Origin of the sequence: Stenotrophomonas maltophilia (assembly GCF_002799245.1) — a bacterium.
Classification (GTDB): domain Bacteria; phylum Pseudomonadota; class Gammaproteobacteria; order Xanthomonadales; family Xanthomonadaceae; genus Stenotrophomonas; species Stenotrophomonas maltophilia_S.
This window is the reverse complement of record NZ_NEQV01000004.1, coordinates 257,167-275,823: the sequence shown is the minus strand read 5'-3', so window position 1 is coordinate 275,823 and position 18,657 is coordinate 257,167. Positions and strand designations below refer to the sequence as shown.

General features: G+C 63.2%; 26 protein-coding genes. 6 read left to right on the top strand and 20 right to left on the bottom strand.

What is annotated here, in order from left to right; translation table 11 throughout:
* Positions 1-287: 287 nt before the first annotated feature.
* From B9Y64_RS13575 to B9Y64_RS13535, 9 genes are all read right to left on the bottom strand, one after another.
* Positions 288-899, bottom strand: a complete 612-nt coding sequence (locus tag B9Y64_RS13575; protein ID WP_100441158.1) for a S26 family signal peptidase — start codon at positions 897-899, stop codon at positions 288-290.
* Entirely contained in the window at positions 896-1,441 is a 546-nt protein-coding gene (locus B9Y64_RS13570) for a DUF2840 domain-containing protein (protein ID WP_100441157.1), read from the bottom strand. Before B9Y64_RS13570 ends, B9Y64_RS13575 begins: the two co-directional genes overlap by 4 nt.
* Positions 1,438-1,710, bottom strand: coding sequence for a chromosome partitioning protein ParB (locus B9Y64_RS13565; RefSeq protein ID WP_100441361.1), 273 nt, complete (start codon positions 1,708-1,710; stop codon positions 1,438-1,440). The genes B9Y64_RS13570 and B9Y64_RS13565 overlap by 4 nt, the downstream gene beginning before the upstream one ends.
* Positions 1,707-2,345, bottom strand: coding sequence for a ParA family partition ATPase (parA, locus tag B9Y64_RS13560; protein ID WP_100441156.1), 639 nt, complete (start codon positions 2,343-2,345; stop codon positions 1,707-1,709). Before parA ends, B9Y64_RS13565 begins: the two co-directional genes overlap by 4 nt.
* Positions 2,346-2,598: 253 nt before the next feature.
* Positions 2,599-3,456, bottom strand: a complete 858-nt coding sequence (locus B9Y64_RS13550) for a replication initiator protein A (RefSeq protein ID WP_428993246.1) — start codon at positions 3,454-3,456, stop codon at positions 2,599-2,601.
* A gap of 14 nt (positions 3,457-3,470) precedes the next feature.
* Positions 3,471-3,755 (bottom strand): helix-turn-helix transcriptional regulator, encoded by a 285-nt coding sequence (locus tag B9Y64_RS13545; RefSeq protein ID WP_014859391.1) that lies wholly within the window; start codon positions 3,753-3,755, stop codon positions 3,471-3,473.
* A gap of 112 nt (positions 3,756-3,867) precedes the next feature.
* A complete protein-coding gene (locus B9Y64_RS13540) occupies positions 3,868-4,638 on the bottom strand; it encodes a DUF2285 domain-containing protein (RefSeq protein WP_100441154.1) in 771 nt (256 codons plus the stop codon).
* 54 nt (positions 4,639-4,692) lie between these two features.
* Positions 4,693-4,860, bottom strand: a complete 168-nt coding sequence (locus B9Y64_RS22160; protein WP_202909068.1) for a hypothetical protein — start codon at positions 4,858-4,860, stop codon at positions 4,693-4,695.
* A 121-nt stretch (positions 4,861-4,981) separates the two neighbouring features.
* Positions 4,982-5,332, bottom strand: a complete 351-nt coding sequence (locus B9Y64_RS13535; RefSeq protein ID WP_196496721.1) for a DUF2958 domain-containing protein — start codon at positions 5,330-5,332, stop codon at positions 4,982-4,984.
* Between the two features lie 318 nt (positions 5,333-5,650).
* Here B9Y64_RS13535 and B9Y64_RS13530 point away from each other — a divergent pair, with 318 nt between their 5' ends.
* Positions 5,651-5,944: a helix-turn-helix domain-containing protein gene (locus tag B9Y64_RS13530; protein WP_100441360.1), complete on the top strand. Its 294-nt coding sequence runs from the start codon at positions 5,651-5,653 to the stop codon at positions 5,942-5,944.
* A 70-nt stretch (positions 5,945-6,014) separates the two neighbouring features.
* On the opposite strand, the gene B9Y64_RS13525 is transcribed toward B9Y64_RS13530, so the two are convergent.
* Positions 6,015-6,329, bottom strand: a complete 315-nt coding sequence (locus B9Y64_RS13525) for a DUF736 domain-containing protein (protein WP_100441152.1) — start codon at positions 6,327-6,329, stop codon at positions 6,015-6,017.
* A gap of 778 nt (positions 6,330-7,107) precedes the next feature.
* Between B9Y64_RS13525 and B9Y64_RS13515 the strand changes: the two genes are divergently transcribed.
* Both B9Y64_RS13515 and B9Y64_RS13510 read left to right on the top strand, forming a co-directional pair.
* Complete coding sequence (locus B9Y64_RS13515) at positions 7,108-7,947, top strand: AraC family transcriptional regulator (protein ID WP_202909067.1); 840 nt, start codon at positions 7,108-7,110, stop codon at positions 7,945-7,947.
* 88 nt (positions 7,948-8,035) lie between these two features.
* A complete protein-coding gene (locus B9Y64_RS13510; protein ID WP_100441150.1) occupies positions 8,036-8,422 on the top strand; it encodes a cupin domain-containing protein in 387 nt (128 codons plus the stop codon).
* 284 nt (positions 8,423-8,706) lie between these two features.
* Here the strand turns inward: B9Y64_RS13510 and B9Y64_RS13505 are convergent, their stop codons facing one another.
* The 4 genes from B9Y64_RS13505 to B9Y64_RS13495 all read right to left on the bottom strand — a co-directional run bounded on the left by B9Y64_RS13505 (position 8,707) and on the right by B9Y64_RS13495 (position 11,941).
* Positions 8,707-8,916 carry a hypothetical protein gene (locus B9Y64_RS13505; protein WP_100441149.1) on the bottom strand — a complete coding sequence of 70 codons (210 nt, stop codon included), beginning with the start codon at positions 8,914-8,916 and terminating at the stop codon, positions 8,707-8,709.
* A 61-nt stretch (positions 8,917-8,977) separates the two neighbouring features.
* Positions 8,978-10,729: a ParB/RepB/Spo0J family partition protein gene (locus B9Y64_RS13500; RefSeq protein ID WP_428993245.1), complete on the bottom strand. Its 1,752-nt coding sequence runs from the start codon at positions 10,727-10,729 to the stop codon at positions 8,978-8,980.
* On the bottom strand, positions 10,635-11,030 hold the full coding sequence (locus B9Y64_RS22570; protein WP_428993244.1) for a ParB N-terminal domain-containing protein: 396 nt from the start codon (positions 11,028-11,030) through the stop codon (positions 10,635-10,637). The genes B9Y64_RS13500 and B9Y64_RS22570 overlap by 95 nt, the downstream gene beginning before the upstream one ends.
* Positions 11,031-11,110: 80 nt before the next feature.
* Positions 11,111-11,941 (bottom strand): DUF932 domain-containing protein, encoded by an 831-nt coding sequence (locus B9Y64_RS13495; RefSeq protein WP_100441148.1) that lies wholly within the window; start codon positions 11,939-11,941, stop codon positions 11,111-11,113.
* A 596-nt stretch (positions 11,942-12,537) separates the two neighbouring features.
* Here B9Y64_RS13495 and B9Y64_RS13490 point away from each other — a divergent pair.
* Positions 12,538-12,840 carry a DUF3892 domain-containing protein gene (locus B9Y64_RS13490; protein ID WP_100441147.1) on the top strand — a complete coding sequence of 101 codons (303 nt, stop codon included), beginning with the start codon at positions 12,538-12,540 and terminating at the stop codon, positions 12,838-12,840.
* 24 nt (positions 12,841-12,864) lie between these two features.
* Here B9Y64_RS13490 and B9Y64_RS13485 read toward each other — a convergent pair whose 3' ends face one another.
* On the bottom strand, positions 12,865-13,251 hold the full coding sequence (locus tag B9Y64_RS13485) for a DUF2958 domain-containing protein (protein WP_330999877.1): 387 nt from the start codon (positions 13,249-13,251) through the stop codon (positions 12,865-12,867).
* A 301-nt stretch (positions 13,252-13,552) separates the two neighbouring features.
* Between B9Y64_RS13485 and B9Y64_RS21965 the strand changes: the two genes are divergently transcribed.
* Complete coding sequence (locus B9Y64_RS21965; RefSeq protein ID WP_155684792.1) at positions 13,553-15,097, top strand: P-loop ATPase, Sll1717 family; 1,545 nt, start codon at positions 13,553-13,555, stop codon at positions 15,095-15,097.
* A 38-nt stretch (positions 15,098-15,135) separates the two neighbouring features.
* On the opposite strand, the gene B9Y64_RS13475 is transcribed toward B9Y64_RS21965, so the two are convergent.
* The 4 genes from B9Y64_RS13475 to B9Y64_RS13460 form a co-directional block, all read right to left on the bottom strand.
* Positions 15,136-15,345 carry a helix-turn-helix domain-containing protein gene (locus B9Y64_RS13475; RefSeq protein WP_230965741.1) on the bottom strand — a complete coding sequence of 70 codons (210 nt, stop codon included), beginning with the start codon at positions 15,343-15,345 and terminating at the stop codon, positions 15,136-15,138.
* 106 nt (positions 15,346-15,451) lie between these two features.
* Positions 15,452-15,649 carry a type II toxin-antitoxin system RelE/ParE family toxin gene (locus tag B9Y64_RS13470; protein ID WP_196496722.1) on the bottom strand — a complete coding sequence of 66 codons (198 nt, stop codon included), beginning with the start codon at positions 15,647-15,649 and terminating at the stop codon, positions 15,452-15,454.
* Between the two features lie 57 nt (positions 15,650-15,706).
* A complete protein-coding gene (locus B9Y64_RS13465) occupies positions 15,707-16,093 on the bottom strand; it encodes an ATPase (protein ID WP_100441145.1) in 387 nt (128 codons plus the stop codon).
* Between the two features lie 227 nt (positions 16,094-16,320).
* Positions 16,321-16,938, bottom strand: coding sequence for a LysE family transporter (locus B9Y64_RS13460; RefSeq protein ID WP_100441144.1), 618 nt, complete (start codon positions 16,936-16,938; stop codon positions 16,321-16,323).
* 66 nt (positions 16,939-17,004) lie between these two features.
* On the opposite strand from B9Y64_RS13460, the gene B9Y64_RS13455 reads away from it, so the two are divergent.
* Positions 17,005-17,928, top strand: a complete 924-nt coding sequence (locus B9Y64_RS13455; protein WP_100441143.1) for a LysR family transcriptional regulator — start codon at positions 17,005-17,007, stop codon at positions 17,926-17,928.
* Between the two features lie 42 nt (positions 17,929-17,970).
* Here B9Y64_RS13455 and radC read toward each other — a convergent pair whose 3' ends face one another.
* A complete protein-coding gene (radC, locus tag B9Y64_RS13450; protein WP_100441142.1) occupies positions 17,971-18,480 on the bottom strand; it encodes a RadC family protein in 510 nt (169 codons plus the stop codon).
* Positions 18,481-18,657: the final 177 nt, after the last annotated feature.

Below are 18,657 nucleotides of genomic sequence, written 5' to 3'. Positions count from 1 at the left end.
CCCTTTTGTCTTGCCTTCCGCCTTTGCCCCTCGCTGTCGCTCCGGGCGTCGGCGGCCCGGCGGCGCTGCTGCGCAAGCAGCCAGCCCGCCGGCAAACGCGGCGACGGCCATAGACCGGGCGCGTTCGAGGCAAGACGCCTGCACGTTGGACGGCTGCGCCGAAGGCAGCGCGAAGTGCGGTGCGAATGCACCCGCACTGCACGCGCGACGACACGGCGACGGCCAGCAGAACGACACGCCCGATGGCACGATGAGATGCACGGCAACGTGCAGCGAATCGGCGGCCATCATGGACGTGTCTCCAGCCACACCGGATGCGCGACGCCGATCACGGTGGATGCGCTGACCGGGCCGAAGTAGCGGCTGTCGAACGACGCCGGATTGGTCACGCTCAACAGGAACAGCTCGCCCGGTTCGAGGCGGCGGCAAAGCTGCAAGGATGGCAGCGGCCGACCCAGCCGGTCGGTCGGCAGAACGGCGGCCGCAGGCACGCCGTCGATGCGTACCTGACCGGAGACGATGCAGACGTGTTGTGGCGCGACCGCGCCCACACGTTTGAGCAGCGAAACGTGCGTCGGCAGGTAGCCGCGCTGCGCAGCCAGCACGGCGGCCCTGTCGGGCAGCGGCACCAGCACGATGCTGTCCACGGACAGCGGACGTGGCAGCGAGGCGGTGCGCGGGTCGAACGGTTCGATGCGATACCAGCCAACCGCCACGCTGTCGGACGGGTTGTAGGTCAGACGCGGCAGCGGCGACACGAAAGCCGCCCAGGCCAGCGCAGCGAGGCCGATGGCGGCCAGTGTCGCCACGATGACGCGAGCGCGCAAACGTGAAGGTGGGTGCAAGCGAGGACGCGGCGCGACGGCCGACGCGCCGCCCGTGTTGGTCGGGGCCGTCATGGCAGCACCTTCCCGGCCAGCCAGGCGGCGTGCCGCTCGGCGGTGTATTCGGGCAGCGCAAGGCGAGCCGCCAGACGGTTGCCCAGCGTGCGCCAGTACGCGGGCGACACGTCAATGGCAGCGATGCCCAACGCCTCGATGCCGTCGATGCGTTCCAGCACGGCGCGCACATTGGCGTCACCTTCGGCGTGCAGCAGCAGGCGCGCACCCGGCTGCACGCCTGGTATGCGCTGCACGGCATCGAGCGGTGTGGCGGTCTGCATCACCATGAGCTGCCAGCGGATCGTGCCGTAGTCGTTTGCCTCCCAGCGGATGCGGCAGAACATCGCGCCCGGCAGGAACACTGCGCAGCGCCGCCAACGGTCGAGCTGGAGTGTGCGCGCCGGCTCTCCGAAGCGCAGGTAGAGTTTGAAACGGGCCTCGATGTAGGCCAGCGAAACGCGGGTCAGCGGCACGTTGCCGGCCTGTCCGGCGAGTGCCGAAAGCGCAGGCAACGGCGTAGCCGGTGCCGCGCCAGCGGCAGGGGAAGCGGATGCGGTCATGGTGCGTTCTCCCTGTGGTGCTCGGGAAACTCCCGCTCCAGCAGGGCGCGCAGCAGGTCGGCCACGGTCACGCCTTGCGTGAAGGCCGACACCTTGATGCGCGCCCGCATGGCGGGTGTGATGTCGAGCGTCAGGCGCGCGGTGTAGAGGTCGCATTTGCCCAGCGCATCGGCATCGCCCTGGCGAATCCACGCTTCTGCGTGTGGATTCGCGGGCGGACGTGCGCCGATGCCGACGCGCTTGCCGCGTGGTGGTGGCTTCGCCGTCATGTCGGCCACCGCAGCAGTTCGTCCACCAGGGCGGTGATTTCGCGGGCAGCGGCGCTGTCGGGCGTTGTCTCGCGGGCGAGCCGGCCAGCGGCCACGCTGTCGGCGAACACGATGCGCTGATGCACCTCCGAGCGCAGCGCGGGCAGCGGCTGTTCGGCCAGCGATTGCCGCGCCTCGCGGCCGATGATGGTGGTGCTGACGCGCCGATTGATGACGAAGGCCGCGCGCAGCGCAGGCCGGAACACCTGCGCCTCGCGGATCAGCGAAACCATCTCGGCGCTGGCCCACACGTCATAGGGACTGGGCTGTACGGGAATCAGCACGCGCTCGGCCGCCAGCAGCGCGGAGCGCGCCAAGGCGGCGATGCGTGGCGGGCCGTCGATGATGACGTGATCGGCCCGCCTGGCGAGTTCTGGTGCTTCCTGATGCAGCGTTTCGCGGGCAAGGCCCACGGCGCTGAACAACCGTGGCAAGCCTTGCTGGCTTCTGCGCTGCGTCCAGTCGAGCGAGGAACCCTGCGGATCGGCGTCCAGCAGGATGACGTGCAGACCGCGCATCGCCAGTTCGCCCGCGATATGGGTGGCGAGCGTGGTCTTGCCGACACCGCCTTTCTGGTTGAGAAGAGCGAGGATCATGGCGCGGCCCTCCGTACTGGAAAGCCGGTCTTTCGCTCCTGCTTTTCGTGCCGTTTGGCGGTTGTCCACCGAAACGGCGCGCTTCTACTAAAAGTTATGTATTTACTGTTAGGGAAGTTAAGGGGCGCGCAAACCCAGCAACGGCGCGGGTTTGCAGCCGATTTTTGTGCCTGATAGCACGAGGATTTGTTGCCTGATAGCACGAGCCTCCTGTTGCCTGATAGCACGAGTGAATTAACAGGTTGTCCCGCAGTTATCCCCGTGCCGTGGGCGGCACGGGCCGGAAGGTCAGCAGTTCGGTTTTCTCGCCGGGCATCCGCTCGATGCCCAGGACGTAGCCGGGCAGCGACTGCCGTGCCACCAGCGCGCGCAGGTCGGCGGCGAAGTCGTAGAAGCGCGCCACGCTGCCCGACTTGCGGTACAGGTGCTGGAAGTCGAATTGCCAGCCGTGTTCCTGCCGTCCGCCGTGCTTGCGCACCAGCCGGTACAGCCACCGCTCGATGCCGCCCGTGAGCCGGAAGTACGTCGGGTCGATGGTCAGCACCAGGGCCGCGTCCACCACGCCCGCGTAGAACCAGTCCGGCAGGATCAGCTCGATGCCCAGCGGTGTGCCGCTGGCATCGGCCAGTTCCTTCCACTCGTTGATCCACGAGAAGCGATGCAATCGCCTTCCCGTGGTTTCGCGGATGGACGTGGCCACTGTGGTCGATTGCAGCCGGTCGAGCGCGGCTTTCAGGCGCTGGTAGTCGCGCAGCGACGTACCGCGCCCGATGAAGCGCAAGATCTCGTAGGGGCGCACCTGCATCAGCCGCGAGGTCGGTATGCCCGCATCGCGGGCTTCCACGATCTGGCTGGCGGCCCAGATCAGGATGTCGGCATCCCATATCGTGGCGATGCCGTGCTCCTGCGTGCCTTCCACGCGGATGGTGATGCCGCCCGCCCGGAAGTCGATCGGCGCGGTGCGACGCGACTTCGCCAGCGAGAAGAACGGAAAGGCCATCAAGTCCTGGCTGTCGCGCGGCGCCATGTCGCCCGGCAGGGCGCGGAACAGGTCGAGCTGTTCGCGCTGCTGCAAGGCTTGCCCTGGCGGGCTGGACATGGCGACGGCCACCCACGCGCCGACGGTCAGCGGCCATCACGGTAGTCGCCCGCATGGCGCTCGGCGTACTCCGGGTCGGAAGTCGCATCAAAACTGCGCGCATCGGCCCAGGCGTCCAGGTCGGACACCGCGTACATGACGCGGCGGCCGAACTTGCGGAACTTCGGGCCGCCGCCGATCACGCGCTGCTTCTCCAGCGTGCGCGGCGACAGGCGCAGGTAGTCGGCGGCTTCGTCGTTGGTCAGGTAGCGTTGGGGCTGCGCGGGCGCAGCGACAGCGGCGGCGGCAGGCCGCAAGGGAGCGGGTCGCATGGGAAGTACCTCCATCAAGCCCGGCCACACCACGCGGCCGGATAGAGGCACTTTCAAGAAAGCGAGGCTTCTTGCTAAGGGACGAATTGCAGGGACTGCAAAACGTCCCCCCTTACTGCGATGCAACTGGCGGGAGCTGCGCCAGACTGCGATAGCCGCCGCGCATCAGCGCCTCGCCACGCCGTACCAGCCGCCGCACGCGGGCACGCAAGGCGCTGTCCTTGTGCCAGTCGGTCACGACTGCATCCGCGCCGAACAGCCCTTCGGCGACTTCGCGCAAGGATGCACCCGCCAGGGTCGCGTCGAGCGCCTGCAAGGTGTGCAGTTCCAGCACCGCGGCCGGTGTGGGCCGTGAGCGGGCCGTCGCCATAGGTGCGGCGACGGTCGCGGCCGACAGTGCATCCAGCTCGGCCGCCAGCGTGCGATAGCGCGCGCAGGGCGCGGCGCAGGCACGGGTGGCGTACAGGTAGGCCATGCCGTCTTCCAGGCCGGGCGCGAGCGCGAGCCGCATGCAGCAGCCGGGCCAGTGCGAGACGAGCACCAGGCGCTTGCCGTCGTGGATTAAGTGCTTGCGGCCAGGCACGCGCCAGAACTCGAAGGCGTAGGCTTCGGGCGGTGGGTCGTCATCCGGGTAGAGCACCACCACGGCCTCATGGTCGGGGAACCAGGCTGGATGCGCGTCGCGCGCATCCAGGGCGGGATCTTCCAGCAGGCGCAGGCCCCAAGCCTGCGCCGCGTCCGGCCGCCGGCGACGGCGCAGCCAGTCGCGGCGGTAGCCGGGGTTTCGGCGCAGGTATTCCCAAGCCAGCGCGGGGCCATCCAGGTGCAGGACGTAGAGATAGGCCGCTGTCGGATACCAGTGTTCGGCGCTACGATCAGTCATGGCAAGACCTCCCTGTTCTTGGGATGCGTCGCCACGGATTCCGCCGTGCGGGAGCTATCGAAACGCCATCAGGTCGTCATCGAATCGGGGTACGCTGTAACTGCTGGTGCCAAGACGGATTCGCTCCGGTGCATGACTGAAATCGTCTGAATGCGACGGCTGCGCCGCCTGCAAATGGCGCGCGGCATTGGACACCGTGCCGCAGCCGGCGGCCGGCATCATGACTGTTTGCATCTCGAATGCACCGCTTCGGTGCAAGCATGCGGATTCAGACCTGTACGGTCTTGGGTAAGACCGAAATAGTCACAATGCGCCCCGGCTGGCCGGGCTGCGCTGGCCTTTATCAGTCCGTGATCGCGCCGTTCTCCTGCGCCAGCCGGACGTACTCCGACAGCGGGCGCAGCGCCTGGAAATACCGATCCCGCCGCACCGGCAGCTTGTGCGGGCCGACGATGCCGGCCAGGTCGGAAAGCTTGACCGTGCCCAGCGAGGGCATCCCGATACCGAGGTCGATCAGCCCGTAGGCCGTGTCGTCATCCGCAGGGTCGAGTGACACCAGCAGCCAGGTCACATGCGCGTCGGGGGTGAACAGCCGCACCACGGGCAGCGGGTCGAGGTGCTGGCCAGCGGCGAGCGCCGCTCCGTGGGCGAGCAGCCGGGTGTGTTCGTCAGCGGTGACAAGTGGCAGGGTCATGGCCGGAACCTCCACGAAACCGAGGATGCGCGGATGCGCTTGTGCGTCGAAGCACGGAACCGCCAAACCGTCTCCGTGCTTTCGTGCGCAAGCACGGATGCGCAAGCCATCGCATCCTTGGAAGAACGCAAGCGCAAAAGCGGAATTGTAGGAAGCCGGAAAGACACGGATGCGATTCCCCGGTTCTGTTGGAATCCGTAGATACGGATTCCCGTAAAGGCACGAATGCGGAAATAAACACCACCAAATGAACACTATAGATTGTAGCCCTATAGGGTGCAATCGGCTGTCATCTTGGTTTTTCAGGGAAAACCATTGGTGGCAGCGAAGAACTCATTGGCGAAGGCGATACGGACGGTCAGGAAAGCGCGCGGCTTGAGCCAGGAAGCGTTCTCCGACGTGTCCAGTCGCACCTATTTGAGTTCGCTGGAGCGCGACCAGAAAAGCCCGACCATGCACAAGCTGACCGAGCTGTGCGAGGTCATGGAAGTGCATCCGCTCACGTTGCTGACGCTGGCCTACGCCGGCGACAGCACGCGCAAGACCGAGCAGCTTCTGGCGCAGGTGCGCCGGGAGCTTGAGGCTGTCTTGAAGGAACGCGACGCGCCGTAGGCGCGTGCGTGACGTGCTGCGTCAGCAGCACCGCGCCCCGCCGCAATGGGCGGGGCGTGGTGGGCGGCCGTCAGGCCGCCTTGGGCTTGCTGCGCGACCAGATCAGGTCGTGCGTGCCGTCCTCGCCTTCGATCAGGCGGGCATAGACCGTTGCCGGGAACGAAGGATCGTCCAGGGTCACGGACAAGTAATCTCGCTGGGCTTCGCTGGTCTTCTTCCACGCCGCGCCGATGTCGTGGCCCGCTGCCTGTACGCGGAAGTCGGGGGCGTTCTCGCTGTCGCCCTTGTCGTTGGGAACCAGCTTGACCTTGACGTTGAGCGTCAGGGTGCGGAGCGTGCCGGTGAAGCCGTCGTTCTGAGCGGTGAAGGTGCCGATGTTAGCCATGATGATTTCTCATTTCGGGTTGAACAAGGTCGCGCCATTGCGTCCTTGTTGTGATCCGGCCGGCGGGGGATGGGCGGGCCGCACCGCTTGCGGTCGAAACGTAGTGGAGAACCTGGAAGCGAAAAGAATTTGTCCCGCGAGGAATGCGCGCAGCGCAGGGGAAATTGTTTTCGCTGGAAGGTTGCGGCCATGACGCCCAAGGCGCAGCCGCGCCCTCGCCAGGATTCACAACAAGACAAGGACGCAAAGGCCGCCCTGTCCCGCATGGAGACATGGCCGACTCGGCATCCCCGCGTGACGGCTTTACTGGCTCGTTCCCTGACGCGGGCAAGGCCGACCACCAACGACAAGGCGAGAACGCCCCTTGCCGCCGCAGGCGGCAACGTGCTTGAGGCGTGGCGTGGAAGCTCCATAGCGAGGCCGGGCGGCGTGTCGGTGAACCGTGCTTCGTGACGTGTGGATAACGAACCGCCAGCGTCGAGGACGGCACGCTTTCGTGCAACCTGCCGCAGCAAGCCGGGGCGTAGCCCCACAAGCCCCTCATTGCGGCGGGGCGCCGCTTTCCCCGCAAGCGGAGCGCGCAGCGCCACAGGCGCGAAGGCGTGAGGGATTGAAGCCGGATGGCCATGACGCCATTGGCGACATGGGGCGAAGCCCGAAAGCCCGGCGGCGGAAACGCCGACACGATCAAGCCAAGTGGCAGTCAATGTGTGAGTTTTTCTACCCGCAAGCACTTGCGGAGAAGTACGATTGAGATTCTGTATGCCGACCTGCTGTCATGCAGCGTTTCTATGCTGGGAAAATGGCCAAAACAACAACACCTCACGACTGGGTTCAACACGCCACTCGACCAGGAAAGATCGAGCGCATCGAAGCCTACTTCGGTGGTCATGGCTATACCCCGCACCGGCACGACACGTATGCCATCGGCCGCACCTTGGCGGGTGTGCAGAGTTTTCAATATCGCCGTGCCCAGCGCCATAGCCTGCCCGGAACCATTCTGGTGCTTCACCCCGATGAAATCCATGATGGAGAAGCCGGCACTGAAGCAGGATTTCATTACCGGATGGCGTATATCGAGCCTTCCTTGATCCAGCAGATTCTCGGCGGCAAGCCGCTACCGTTTATTGAAGGTGGCTTGTCCAGCGACCCACGACTTCAAGCGGCGATCGAACCGTTATTGCAGGACATGGACAGCGGCATTGACCCGATGGAAGAAACCGATGCGCTGTACGATCTGGCACATGCCTTGGTTGCTGTTGCAGGGCAGCGCCGCATCCGGCGCCATCCTGATTTCATAGCGGTGGAACGCGCTCGTGCCTTTATCCATGAAGCGATGGAACAAACCATCACGCTGGATGTATTGGCCGAGGCCAGCGGATTGGATCGCTGGCAACTATGCCGGGATTTCCGGGCGCTCTATGGCACCAGTCCCTATCGCTACCTGAGCATGCGCCGCCTGGATTGCGCCCGGCGGTTGATGCTGTCGGGGCAGTCCATCGCCGATGCGGCGCTGATGGCAGGTTTCTTCGACCAAAGCCACATGGCACGCCAGTTCACGTCTGCCTATGGCGTTCCACCGGCGAGATGGCTGAAACGCATCAAACAGCCCAGATAGCTCCAGGCCATCACCTGCACGATCGCACAAGACCCTTCAAGGGGGCATCTTTAGCATGCTGATTTCGAGTTTCCATCAGGATTCCAGCATGACGCAGGCACACAGCAAAGGCCGTTACAACGCCATCAACTTCGCGCATAAATTCACCCTGTTCAGTGAGCAGTGGACACCCAAGGTCGTGGCCGAGATGAACGACTACCAGTTCAAGATCGTTCGCTTGGAAGGTGATTTCATCTGGCACGTTCATGCCGACACTGACGAAGCCTTTCTCGTGCTCGATGGTGAACTGCGCATCGACTTCCGCGATGGCAGTGTCTTGCTTCGGCAGGGCGAGTTGTATGTCGTCCCCAAAGGGGTGGAGCACAAACCTTATGCGGAGCATGAGGTGAAGCTGATGCTGATCGAGCCGCGCGGCGTGCTCAATACAGGAGACACAACAGGAGCGCGGACGGCACAAAACGATGTGTGGGTCTGAATGACCGACGGGATTGAGAACATCCGTGTGATCGCATAGCTCCACAAGCCCCGCCGTTGTGGCGGGGCGTTATCTGGCACATCGCGGCGCGTAGCGCAGCCGCATTGCGAGCCTTGGCCGTTCCTCGCGCACAAGGCCACTTGTGCGCGGCCCCTTCGCTGCCTGACCGAAGGCGGTGAAGGGGCGATTTTGCTTTGGACGTTGGAACCGGGCGCGGCCACCGCCGCGCCCGGATTTTTGACCACCGGCCCCAAGGCGGAACGGCTTGGGGCCGGTGCTGATCGCTATTCCTTGGTTTCGATGATCCACCACACGGCACGCGGCAAGGCGCGGCCGGTGATGGGATGCAGGTCTGTCAGGTCGGCGCGGGCAGTCCAGCCGCGAGGCGGACGGTAGCCGCGCACGTCGCCATCGCCTTGCCAGCGGCGGGCGCGTACCGTGCCGGGAGCATAGGTTGCGGCCATGCGGGGGCGGTTCGTGGTGTCGTGGCTCATGGGGGGAATCCTCGGCATGAAGCGCCCCGGCCGGAACCGGGGCGCTATCTGTGGTGCAAGGTCACGCGGCCAGTGCCTCGGCCTGCGGCTGTTCATCCGCCACGGCGGCGGCTTCCTCCGGTGCTTCTGCTGCCTCGTCCGTCATCACCTCCTGCGCGTTCTGCTGCGTGGCTTCAGCGGCGAAGATGGCGGGCATCCAGCCGGTGCCATCGGCCAGCCGTTCGGCTTCGCTGGCAATGTCGGCCTTCTTCAACTTCGCCAGCCGGGTGACGTGCGCCGGGGCATACTGCTCCACGGCTTCCAGAATCGCGGGCTTGGCGATGTGGCGGAAATAACCTTCGGCGGTCGGCCTCCACCATGCGGCCATGTCCAGCCCCACGGCCTGCGCCAGTTCCGCGCCGGGTTGCTGCGCCGTGGTGCGAGGTGTCACCACGTCCACCGTGGAAGCCACGCACACGGCCAGCAGCCGCACCAGTTCATCCTGCGACTTCGCCAGCAGCAAGGCGAACAGTTCGGCGCGGTCCTCCGGCAAGGCTTCACCGGCGACTTCCTGCAAGGTGCGCAGCGCCACGGCGGCAGGCGATTCCGACACGTCCGGGGCAAGGCTTTCCAGCCGGTCTTGCAGTTTCAGGCTCACACCCAGCGGCAGATCGTGGCCGTAGTAGCTTTCCTGCAAGACGGTCTGCACCATGCCATGCACCAGCGCGGCCAACGCCACCTGCGGATGCCGGGCGACTTCGATTTGCAGCGCGGCGGTGCGGTGGGCGCTCAACCGCTGCGCCAGTCGGTCGGACATGGCGGCGGTCTTGGGTGCGTTGTCCGCTTCCTCGCCTTCGTCGTCGTTGTCGGCTTCGCCTTCGCTGCTGAAACCCTGCCGCAGCCGTTCCAGCGTGCGCAGTGCCTTGGCCTCGGCTTCGCGCAGCAGTCCGCGATGAATCACGGCCTGCCCGTCGCGGTCGATGCTGACGATGGCACCGGCTGCGGCCTTCACGTTGGCCGCATAGTCCAGCAAGCCATCTTCCAGCGCCTGCAACTGCTCGCCCAGGCGTTCGCCTTCCTCCTGCAAGGCATCGGCCTTTTCTTCGTCCTCGTCGTCCAGCGCGGCATCCACGGCTTCGGCCAGTTCGTGCATCTTGGTTTGCAGCTTCTCGATGCGCTGTGCGTCGCGCTTGTTCGGGCTGCGGCGTTCCCTCGGCGCACGCTGAAAGGCTTGCAGGTCGGCATGGGTCATGCCCGGCGTGGCATCCACCCACGCCCAGCCTTCGGCCTGCACCTCGGCGGCGATGCCTTCCAGCTTGTCTTGCGCCAGCCGTTCCAGCAGCGCGGCATCGGTCAGATACACGCCCTTGTCGCCTTCCGCGAACAGGTCGCGGCGGATGCCGCCGCCTTCCTGCTCGTAGGTGTCCAGCCCGACAAAGCGCACCAGCGGATGCCGGTAGGCGTCGATTTCGCGTTCTGTCAGGCGGTCGCGCAGGTTGTGCGGGTTGCGCTGCCATGTCAGCGCGTCGTAGAAGGCGCTTTCCTGCGCGGCGTGGTCGTCGGTGATGGCAAGGGCCATCAACTGATCGAGCGTGACGGCTTCGGCGCGGTAGTCGGCCAGCAGGCGCGGCGATACGTTGGCGAGTTTCAGGCGGCGTTGCACCACCAGCGGCGTGACGGAAAAATCCGCTGCAATGTCCTCGATGGGTCGGCCTTCGGCCACCAGCGCGGCGAAGGCTTCAAACTGGTCTGCAGGGTGCATCTGCTCGCGCTGCACGTTCTCGGTGAGGCTGGCCGTGCGGGCGGTGCCATAGGCTACCAGCAGGCAAGGCACCTCCCATTCCTTGCTGATGCGGTGCTTCTTCGCCAGCAGCTTCAACGCGGCCACCGGCCACGACTTCGTAATGCTCGCCATCGGCGGCGGCAATGACGATCAAGTTTTGCAGCAGGCCGACACGCTGGATGCTGGCGGCGAGTTCGGGAATGGACATGCGCGGGGTCTTGCGCACGTTGCGCCCGGTCGGGCGCGACACCAGCCGCGACAGCGAAACAAGAATCAGGTTCTTGGTCGGGTCGGCTGCTTCCAGCGCAGGGGCTTGGATGGCGCGGGCTTCGGTTTGGGTAACGGCGTTCATGGTGACAACTCCTATCGGTTCAGGGATGCAGCAGCGAAGAAAGCGGCAAGGGCTGCTGCCTGCCCCTGCCGCGTGGGGATTCAGGCTTTCAACTGGCGCATGCCATCGGCCAGCAGCCAGAGGGCGCGATTGAGGCGCACGTCGGAATCAATGCCCTGCACCGGGCGGGTTTGCTGGCGGCGACCGTTGGCGCTGCGGCCATGCAATCCGCCTTTGGTCAGGTTTTCCTGGGTGCGGTTGAACACGCTCCACAAGTCCGGGCGGCGGTCGTCGAAGCGGCGCGGCATCAGGATTTGCGATTCGGTGATGGGCGCGGGCTTGTTGTCGGTGGGGTCGTACTTGAGGGCCAGCGCGGAACGGGCGAACACTTCGGCTTCGCCTTCGTCCAGCGTGATCGCGCGCATGGCATCGCGGGATTCCTTCACCCGGTCGAAGCCGCGCAAGACTTCGTAAGCGCCTTCGATGACGTGCCCGGAAACGTCGCCTTTGTGGGGAACGCGCACATCGGCTACCGTGTCGCCGCACACAAGGCCATTGCTGCACACGAACCGGAACATGCCGGCCAGCATCTGATAGCTGCTGGTGCCATCGTGCGAGTTCAACAACACGATCTCATTGGCTTCCGCGCCGTTGATCTGGCTGGCGTGGCGCAGGCGCAGCATGTGTTTGGTGTGTTCGCGCTTGCCTTCATCGCGCACGCGGGTCTGGCAAACCATGAAGGGCTGGAACCCTTCTTTGCGAAGCTCGGCCAGCACGGCGGCGGTGGGGATATAGGTGTAGCGCTGCGAACGGCTCTCATGCGGGGCATCGGCGAAGATGGACGGGGCCACGCGGTGAATCTGGTCATCGGACAGCGGGTAATCGCTGCGCAGCGAGGGGGAACGGGAAGCGAAACGGGATGCGAGTTGCATGGTCTTTCTCCTGACGAAAAGGGTTTGCTGTTCAAACCGCATACCGGATTCCTAGATTCGGAGCCCAGCCTTTCGGCTGTTCGGTGCGGTTGGCACGAGAAACCCGGTTGGCCCTGTTGCCACCGTCTTTCCTGAGTTCATCGCCCGCGGCCAAAGGAGCGCGCGGACGGGGGCCGTCAAGGAGACAAGCGCAGGGTTGGTGCGGCCCGCAGGCGCAGCCGAGGACACGGCCCTGCGCGCCTTGACGGCACACGGGAGCGGGCTACGGTCGCGGACAAGGTGATGGAGTCAGGAGAGACGGCTGAACATGGCAACGGCCGCCCTTGTGTGCCGAACCGCACGGCAAGCGAAGCGCGCAGGCCCGAAGCTGGAAGCCGGGCCGAAGGCGTCAGCCGAGCGGAGCGAGGGAACGATGGAAGCCCGTCAGGGGCGAGACTCGCGCAGCGAGGCTCGATGCGCAGCACGACAGCGCGACCGGCCATGTTTCCTGGCCGGGGACGCTCAGGTTTTAAGGTGTGATGGGAACCACTTGAAATGGACGCCTACGCCGCCATATTCGTTGTTGGCATACCGCCATCAACTTGGAGGAGAGAAATATGGCAGATTTCTGCATCACGGCCGTCCGTTACAACAAGGATCAGAGCCACATCGAGTATGTGCAAGTACGAGAGGAAATTAAGCGGGAAGGACAGATCAAAATCGGAGCAGCGCGAGCCGTTCCGCGTGCCTTCGTGGCTGATCTCATTCGTCGAGGCAACGCGGCATTCCAAACGAGGACGAAGACGGCCGATGACAAGTGGAAGGTCGGGGCTGACGTCCATCTCATTGATGACGAATACCTGACGACTGACAGGAACAGCATCAAGCGGGACAACTTGGGGAACCTGCCGGAGTTCTGATAGCGTGCTGCCGTGCATCGGTCTCTAGGGGCGTCTGGCACGCCCCAGGGCGAAGTCAGGCAACTCCCGCCGCGCTTCACGTGCATAAGCGTTCAACCGCTTCTTGGCGCAAAAAGATAGGTCGCATTCGATCGGCAGGCTGAGCCGCCCGAGCACGGTCGCCAGCTCCCGCAAGCTGACCCAGCCAAGTTCGGGTTCGCCCAGGCCGAGGTCGCACAAGCCGAAAGCGTGGTCGTGGTCATCGGGATCAATCTCGGTCAGCAGCCAGATCGCACCGGCATCCGGCGTGAACAGTTTGGCCACGGGAGCCGGATCGAAGTCCGGGTTCTGAAGTGATTCGCGGCCGTTGGCCAGCAGCAGGAAGCGTTGTTCGTAAGTGATGAGTGCGCTTATGGCGATCTCCGGTTGCACGGGCGGAATTGCCCGGAACCGTCGCCAGCACGACGCAGCGCAGCCGTCAGGGGTCAAGGACGGCCACGGGCCGCAAGCATGCTCGCACGCGCAGCCCTTGACGGCGAGAACGACGTGATACGGTGAAGGAAATAGCAAGACCGCCACATTCTACTAGCTCGATGCGATGGAGCAGAGACGCTCAGGCAGGTCATCCATATTAATCCATATACCTGCAATCGGGCACCCCAGTTGCCTACGTCCGTAGGTACAATGGAAAGCAGTTCAACCCTCTTGCATCCTCTGACAAAAAGGTGATTGCGTGCTCAAGCTAAAAGACATCTCATTCGGAAGCATAGATGCAAAAAACGAAGTCTTGAGCAACACGCCAGAGGAGATAAGTCGTTTTCTTGCTTCTTTTGTTATCCCGCCAGCTCTAACTATCGAGAAATTTTTCTCTCGGCAGAAATACTATGTCGTTGGCCTAAAGGGAACCGGCAAGACTGCGCTGCTCAGATATATTTCCCTCAAGCTTGAAAACGACGAGGAATCTTCCTCAAGCTTCATACTCTTCAAGTCCGATGTTGATGAAGATCTTCGGAGGGACTTTGCACGCGCTGCGCGAGTCCAACTGGTTGATGAGAATAGTGATGCATACGATGGTGATGACTATGAAACAGTCTGGCGATGGTTCATCTATCGGAAAATTGCCGCCCTGCTCCAAGATGGTCGCACCAAGCCATTTCAAGATAATGCAAACTTGTCTTCATTCATCGCGCTAGTCAGTTCTGAGGCGCTTACCAAGCCCGAAAGAACAGGCGTGATGCGTCTCGTTCCAAATATTCGCAAAGGAACCATCGAGATCAGCCAATCACCAAAGCTTGGCCTCGAATTTGACTGGGATGAAAAGGGGCGTGCCAAGGTAAATTTCAACGACCTGGTTCGCAAGGCAGATCATGCTTTCCAAGAGCTAGATCCTGCGACAGATAGGTTGAATATTTTCTTCGACGAGCTTGAGCTCAACTACGCCAGCTCTAAGCAATATCAACGCGATGCACGCCTAGTTCGAGATTTGGTCGTTTCCGTCGAGCGTCTGAATGCTGTTTTTAAGAAAAATAGCTACCCAATTTGCCTGTATGCAGCCATTCGATCTGAAGTCCTCAGTGCGGTGGATGCGCTCGGAAAGGAAATCAACAAACCGATCACGGACTTCGGAACTGTTATCTTGTGGAATCGCCCTGGACTTGATGCAGCACAGCAACCGCTGCTCGATGTTGTCGAACAAAGAATTAATAATGCCAGATCCGAAGCTGGATTAGAGAAATTAGCCTCGCCGGAGGTTTGGTCGCAGTATTTTCCCGGCAAGATCGACGATAAAAAGCCGCAAGTCTATATTCTTCACAATTCCTGGTATCGCCCCAGAGATGTGGTTCGCTTACTCATTTCGGTACAGGACCAATACCCTGATGAGGAACGGTTTATCCTGCAAGGACTTGAGGCCGTAAGGAAAGCATACTCCACGGCCTCTTGGATAGAACTTACTGAGGAGTTAAAGGCAAAATACAAGCCGACTGACGTGGATGGGATAAAATATATCTTCTATGGTTACAAGCAGATTTCAACACTCGCCGAGCTGTCCACGAGAGCGGACAAGGTCGCCTCTGAGCACGATGAAACGAAGAACCTCCTTGATCGAATTAAAATTCGGGAGGTACTAAAAGATCTGTTTCGAGTTGGGATTATTGGAAATATAGATCATCGCCGAGAGAAAATGAGATTTTCATTCCGTGGCGACGATGAAATTCTCTTCGAGCATGAAATATTTATTCATAACGCGCTCAGAGCACACTTATCCATCTTCGGGTAATAAGCAAGGAAAAAAGCGCGGCGAGTACGAGACTGAGTTCAAGCTGTGACGGTGATTCCGTGCGTATGGGTATTGCGCGCAGGATGCACCACGATTTCGACGTGCTGATCCAGCGACACCAGCGCCTGTATCAGCCGTTCCAGCGAAATGCTCTGGAGCTTGTAGCGACGCACCTGCGACACCTTCGGCTGGGTCATGCCGGTGATCGCCGCCGCTTCGGTCTGGCTGAGCTTGCGCTGGTCGAGCAGCTCGTTGAGCTTGAGCGTGAGCGCGGTCTTCGCCGACAGTTCTTCGGCGTCCTCGAAACGAGGTCGAGCAATACGTTGTCGGTGCTTTCGGGATGGTCGATACGGGTCATTGAGTTCTCCCGCTCGCCCCGTAGCGGGCGAGCACTGCTTTCAGCCGCTGTTCGATCAATTCCAAGTCCGGCTGCGGCGTGGCGATACCGGATTTGGATTTCTTCTGGAAGGCATGGAGAACATGCACCGCGTCGCCGATCCGCACGGTATAGACCGCGCGGAAGGTTTCGCCGCGGTGATCTTCTGAAGTCATCGTGAAAAAAATAGCGCGTCATCCCGAAGGACAACGCGCCGGATCAATGCCGCGCGATCAGTGCGCGGTCATCGCCTGCAACTGCTCGATCACACCGGGTTCAACGAACACGCATGGCTGCTTGTCCTCGATCGGCACATTGAACACATCGGCGAACACCTCGCGTTTCAGGTGCGCCAGGCGACCAGTCCGATGCGCCTGATCGGGCTTCATGCGAGCGGCGCCCGCCGCAGCACCGCTGCGCTGCGGATCGCATTCGACCAGCGCGACAAAGCCATCGTCGGACAGCTTCTGATGTTCAGGGCACAAGCCCCAGCCTGTCGCCGTGTGGCGCTCCATGCTTGCGCGCAGGCGCTTGTCCAGCAGGATGGCGCCGGTGTCGAAGCGAGCGCCGCAGACCAGGCAAACGTGTTGTTCGAGGGAAACGTGTGATTTGTCGTTCATGACGATCTCCGGTTGCACGGGCGGAATTGCCCGGAACCGTCGCCAGCACGACGCAGCGCAGCCGTCAGGGGTCAAGGACGGCCACGGGCCGCAAGCGTGCTCGCACGCGCAGCCCTTGACGGCGAGAACGACGTGATACGGTGAAGGGGACAGCAAGACCGCCCCACGTCATGCACAAACCTTGGCATGCTGAATTTCCGAAACACTGTCTCGGAAATCCCAGGCGGTTAGCGCGATCCGCGCGCCACCGCCAGCAGAACGCCAAAGCCGACCAGCAGCCCACCGAAGGCGCGGTCGATCCAGTGGCGCACGGCCAGCAGCCGGTCACGCACGGCGCCAGCGGAGAAGCACAAGGCCACCAGGCTGAACCAGGCCATGTGCGCCACCGAGATGAAGGCGCCGTAGCCGATCTGCACCGCCAGCGGCGTGTCCGGCCGCACCACCTGCATGAACAGGCTGACGATGAACACCGTGGTCTTCGGATTCAGCGCATTGGTCAGGAAGCCGGTGCGTAGCGCCGCCGCGTCCGACAGAGGTGCCACGGTGCTGTCAGCCAGCGCGCCAGCAGGCTTGGCCCGCAGCATCTTCACGCCGAGATAGATCAGATAGACGGCACCGACCAGCTTGATGGCGTTGAACAGCCACAACGACTGCTGGATCAGCAGGCCCACGCCGACCAGCGTATAGGTGACGTGGACGAGCACGCCCAGGCCGATGCCCAGGGCCGTTAGCACACCGGCGCGGCGCGACAGCATCAGGCTGTTGCGCGTGACCATCGCAAAGTCCGGCCCAGGGCTGATGACGGCCAGCAAGGTGATTGTGATGACAGCTATCAGTTCGGTCATGGCGTATCCTGTCGAAAAGCAACGTATCAAGGCGATCATATCGACAATAAGGCCCAGTGAATAACGATGATTTATGACATTAATGGTGATCCTGATTCACCATCGAACGATGCGCGCCTGCCTTCGCTGCTCGCGCTGCGCTGCTTCGAGGCGGCGGCCCAGCTGGAGAACTTCAGCCGCGCGGCCGACGAACTGCACCTGACCCACGGCGCGGTCAGCCGCGCCGTGCGCCTGCTCGAAGACGAGCTGGGCGTTGCCCTGTTCGAGCGGCGCAGCCGCCGCGTGTTTCTGACCGATGCCGGCCGCACGCTGGCGCGGGCCGTGGGCAATGGGCTGGATCTGATGCGCCAGGCCGTCGGCGAACTGCGCGCCAGCGCCCGCCAGGGGCGGCGCTGGGTGCTGTCGTGCGAGCCGACCTTGCTGATGCGCTGGCTGATCCCGCGCTGGCCGGATTTCCAGGCCCGGCATTCGGGGATCGACGTGCATCTGGTCGCCGGCGGCGGGCCGTTCTCCTTCGCCAGCGGCATCGACCTGGCCATCCGCCGCGACGACTTCCCCTGGCCCGAGGGCTACCACGCCGAACCCCTGTTCGCGGAAAAGGTCGGCGCGGTCTGCCGCCCCGACAAGGTGGCGGCGTGGTTCAACACGAAGAAGCCCGGCGCCGCGCTCAACGCCGGCGCACCGCGCCTGCACACGCGCACGCGGCCGGGCGCGTGGCCGGAATGGGCCGCAGCCGCAGGCCAGCCCGTGCCGGACGCGCCGGAGCAAACCTTCGAGCACTTCTATTTCAGCCTGCAGGCGGCGGTGGCCGGTCTGGGCGTGGCGATCGGCCCTTGGCACTTGGTGCGCGACGACCTTGACAGCGGTGTGCTGACAGCGCCGCTGGGCTTTGTCGAGGACGGTTCGCGCTACTGCCTGCTGTCGCCGCAGCCCTTGCAGCCCGACGGCCCGCAGGCGGACTTGCTGGCATGGTTGCGGGCAATGGCCTGAGCGGCCAGTGGACGCAGCAAAAAGGGGCCGAAGCCCCCAGGATCAGATCAGACCACGTTCGGCAAATGATGTCGTTCTCGTGCCGCCGACGATGATGTGATCCAGTACGCGCACATCCACCATCGACAACGCCTCCCGAAGCCGCTTCGTCAGCGACTCGTCGGCTGCGCTTGGCTCGGGATTCCCGCTTGGATGGTTGTGGGAGATGATGACCGCCGCTGCATTGAGCCGCAGCGCTTCTTTGAGGACTTCACGCGGGTACACCGATGCAATGTCGATGGTGCCCCGGAACAGCTCGCTGTACTCGATCAGCCGATGCTGCGTATCGAGGAACAGCACCGCGAAGACTTCATGTTCCAGGCACGCCAGCTTGGTGCCCAGATACTCCTTTACCGCCATCGGTGATGTAAAGGATTCGCCGCGCGGCATTTTCTGGTCGATGACCAGGCGTGCGGCTTCAAGGATCTGATCGGCAGAGGCCGGCTGGTAGCACCCACGCGCGCTACGCACCATCAGAACGGAATCGAAGGAAGAGAGAGAAAGTTGCGACATGACCATGCTCCGGTTGCACGGGCGGAATTGCCCGGAACCGTGGCCAGCACGGCGCAGCGCAAGCAGTCAGGGATCGAAGACGGCCGACAGGCCGCAAGCGTGCGAGCACGCGAAGTCATTGACGGCGAGAACGCCGTGATACGGTGAAGGGAACAGCAAGACCGCCCACACCCTACC